The organism is Deltaproteobacteria bacterium (genome assembly GCA_022340465.1).
Lineage (GTDB): Bacteria > Desulfobacterota > Desulfobacteria > Desulfobacterales > B30-G6 > JAJDNW01.
Genome location: JAJDNW010000122.1, coordinates 1 through 3,190 on the forward strand (window position 1 = coordinate 1; position 3,190 = coordinate 3,190).

The 3,190-nt window shown below is 56.4% G+C and carries 2 protein-coding genes; one reads left to right on the plus strand and one right to left on the minus strand.

Annotation, left to right across the window (positions count from 1 at the left end):
• Positions 1–1,219: cache domain-containing protein (locus LJE94_16640; protein ID MCG6911730.1), on the minus strand; the 1,219-nt coding region annotated here is incomplete at its 3' end.
• A gap of 480 nt (positions 1,220–1,699) precedes the next feature.
• Between LJE94_16640 and LJE94_16645 the strand changes: the two genes are divergently transcribed.
• Complete coding sequence (locus LJE94_16645) at positions 1,700–3,091, plus strand: IS110 family transposase (GenBank protein ID MCG6911731.1); 1,392 nt, start codon at positions 1,700–1,702, stop codon at positions 3,089–3,091.
• Positions 3,092–3,190: the final 99 nt, after the last annotated feature.

Genomic DNA, 3,190 nt, shown 5'->3' on the forward strand with positions numbered 1-3,190 from the left:
CGGTGGCGACCGTGATGCCCTTGTGTCTTCCGGCAACCGCCTGACAGGCATTGACCAGCAGGTTGATCACCACCTGCTCCATGCGTTGAGAATTGCCCGTAAACCGTGGGAGCTCGGGAGCATATTCGGCGTTAAAATCTTGAGCCGACTTCTTGATCAGGTTGGCCACCAGCCCGACCGCCTTTTTTGCCACCTGGTTGAGATCCACCCAATCGGCCATTTCGCCGGGGTTCTGGCGGGCGAAATCCTTCAGGTCCGACACGATGGATTTAACCCGTGAGGCGCTCTCGCTCATGTGGGCCAAAAGGTCGGGGATCCGTTCGCGCAGCTGGGAATAGGGCATTGCCCCCACCGCGAAATCCCCTCCGTCGCTGCAGTGCGCATCCAAGACCGGTAGGGCGCTTTTCCAGGCCTTCTCCAGGATCGGGGCGTTGAGCATGATCGACATAATCGGGTTGTTGATCTCGTGGGCCACGCCGGATACCAGGGTCCCCAGGCTGGCCATCTTGTCCGCCTGGTAAAGCTGGGCCTGGTGGAGGCGGGCCTGTCTTTCACGCACCAGCCCCTGCCAGATAACATAGGCCGACAGCCCCACGATGACGGCCAGGATGGCGAGGCAAATCAGGCTCAGCTTGCGGGTGATGGCCCCGATTTCAGCCCGCACATCCTCTACGTAGATACCGGTGCCGACGATCCAGCCCCAGGGGGCGAATTCGCGCACGTAGGAAATCTTGGGCAAAATCCGCCCGGGGTCGTCCTTCCACTGCCAGCTGTAATCGACGTACCCGGCCCCCTGCCGGGAGACGATCGCCACGCAATCCTGAAATATCCGTTTGCCTTGGGGATCCGTGAACTGGGAGACATCGCGACCTTCCAGATCCGGCCGGTAAGGATGGACGAGCATCCGCGGCGTGAGGTCGTTGATCCAAAAGTAATCCTTGAGCTCCGGGCCGTAACGCAGCTGCCGAATATCCGTCACGGCACGGGACTGGGCCTCCTCGCGGGTCAGACGACCGTCGCGTTCCTGAGCCTCCAGGCCGGCCAGCAGGCTGTGGGCCACGGCGGTCAGCTCGCGGATGGTCTCCCGCTTTCCGGCCATCATGCCGGCTTCGAGCATGGGAAGAATCAGAAAAAATATCGTGGCCACAAAGAGCACCACGGTCAATACCACCGGCAGGACGATGCCCACCGGTACGGCTTTGAAAAGCCTGCCCGCCATTGTACCGCCATTTCTTTAAAGAAAAGACAACCTGCTGGAATCTCAACCAAGATTTCCGAACACCGGCTGATATCACGATCACCATCGATTTTCAACCGCCTTCGGGGCGGATCATGACAGAAACTGCGGCTCAGAACCAGAAATCAAACAGAGCCTGATACCGCCAACTCATAACCCTGAACTCCCAACTCTCAACTTTAGTTTCACAAGAGCGCCGCCTCCGGCTGAAAGGACGCCGGGCTGATCGGGAAAGTAACTTCAACCTTGTAGCGTAGCGAATAGCAGCCTATAGTCGGGCCATTCAGGACGCGGTAGCAGTCAAGGCCGCTTTACCTCTGGAGCGTTTGTGCCCCTACAAGAGCATGGCCCCGGGCTGCCCCTGATCAATGATGAGGCTTTTGCACTCTCCCAAATGAGAATCAACTATAGGTGCCACCCCGGGCTACCGCGACCCCAGCAACTGAAAGGATATAGGTAGCGATGGCCCGCAAAGACAAGCGCAAAAAGAGAAAAATGCCCGTTCGTTCACTGAAAACCATTCAACCTGATGCTGCCGGTATCGACCTGGGATCTCGGGAACACTGGGTTGCCGGTCCGCCACTGGAGGACGACACCCCCAACGTGGAGCGTTTCGGCACCACCACACCCGAACTGTTGCGCCTTGCAGACTGGCTCAAAGGCCAACAGGTAAAAACCGTGGCCATGGAGAGCACCGGGGTATATTGGATCCCCTTGTTTGAAATCCTCGACAGCCGTGGTTTTGAAGTCATTCTGGCCAACGCCCGTCAGGTCAGCCATGTGCCGGGGCGCAAGACCGACATGTTGGACTGCCAATGGCTTCAGCTGCTTCATGCCTGCGGATTGCTGCGGGGCTCGTTCCGGCCGCCAGACGACATCTGCCGCCTGCGCGCGTTAATCCGTGAACGCAACACCATGGTAGAGCAACGCTCGGACTGGGTGCGGCGCATGCAAAAAAGCCTGGATCAGATGAACGTGTGTGTACATCATGCGGTTTCTGACATCACCGGTGTGACCGGAATGAAAATTATCCGCGCCATTGTCGACGGCCAACGCGATCCTGTCAGCTTGGCGAAAATGCGTGATCGCCGTTGTAAAAAGAACGAACAACAGATTGCCGATGAACTGACCGGTAACTGGCGCCCGGAGCATTTGTTCAATCTGCGCCAAGCCTTGAAGATGTACGATCATCTTTGTGCGCTCGTTGCCGAATACGACGAAGAAATCCTTTCCTATATCAAATCGTTGCAGCCTGCGGTTGATGACGACGAATCCGCCCCGCCACCGGCTTCCAAGACCAAGGCCAGAAATATTGCCAAACAAGGTCAGGAACCTATGCGCCAAGCATTGTATCAGCTCTCGGGCGTCGATTTGACAAGCATCGACGGTATCGGAGTCGATACGGCTTCAGTAATTTTGAGCGAGTTAGGTCCGAATTTTAGTGCGTTTCCAGATGAAAATCACTTTGTCTCCTATCTTAGGTTAGCGCCGAATTTGTCGATCAGCGCCGGGAAAAAAGTTCCCAACAAATTTAAAGGCACCACCAGTACGCGGGTGGCAGATGCGCTACGGTTGTCAGCGATCACACTTCGCAACTCCAAAACGGCGCTGGGTGCATTTTACAGGCGCATTTCCAGGCGTAAAGGTGCCTCTGTAGCGGTTTTCGCCACCGCACGTAAACTCGGGCATATTGTTTACCGCCTGCTCTGTCACGGCCAGTCCTATGTCGATATTGGAGCCAAAGTTTACGAATCCCGATTTATGGATCGACGGCTAAAATTCTATAAAAAGTTTCTTAACGACATGGGCTACAAAGTGAGCCCGCTAACAGCCGCACAGACTGTTGCGGCGTGAAGTTACAAATGAGACCTTCGGAGACGGTCTAGCACAACAGGCTCTTTTCCAGAAAGGCTATCAGAGACCGGGCGTAGGCCTCCACACCCACGCGGCGCC

Excerpts from the sequence above, each read along its gene's own strand:
- LJE94_16645 (MCG6911731.1), top strand. The coding sequence starts at position 1,700 with ATGGCCCGCAAAGACAAGCGCAAAAAGAGAAAAATGCCCGTTCGTTCA.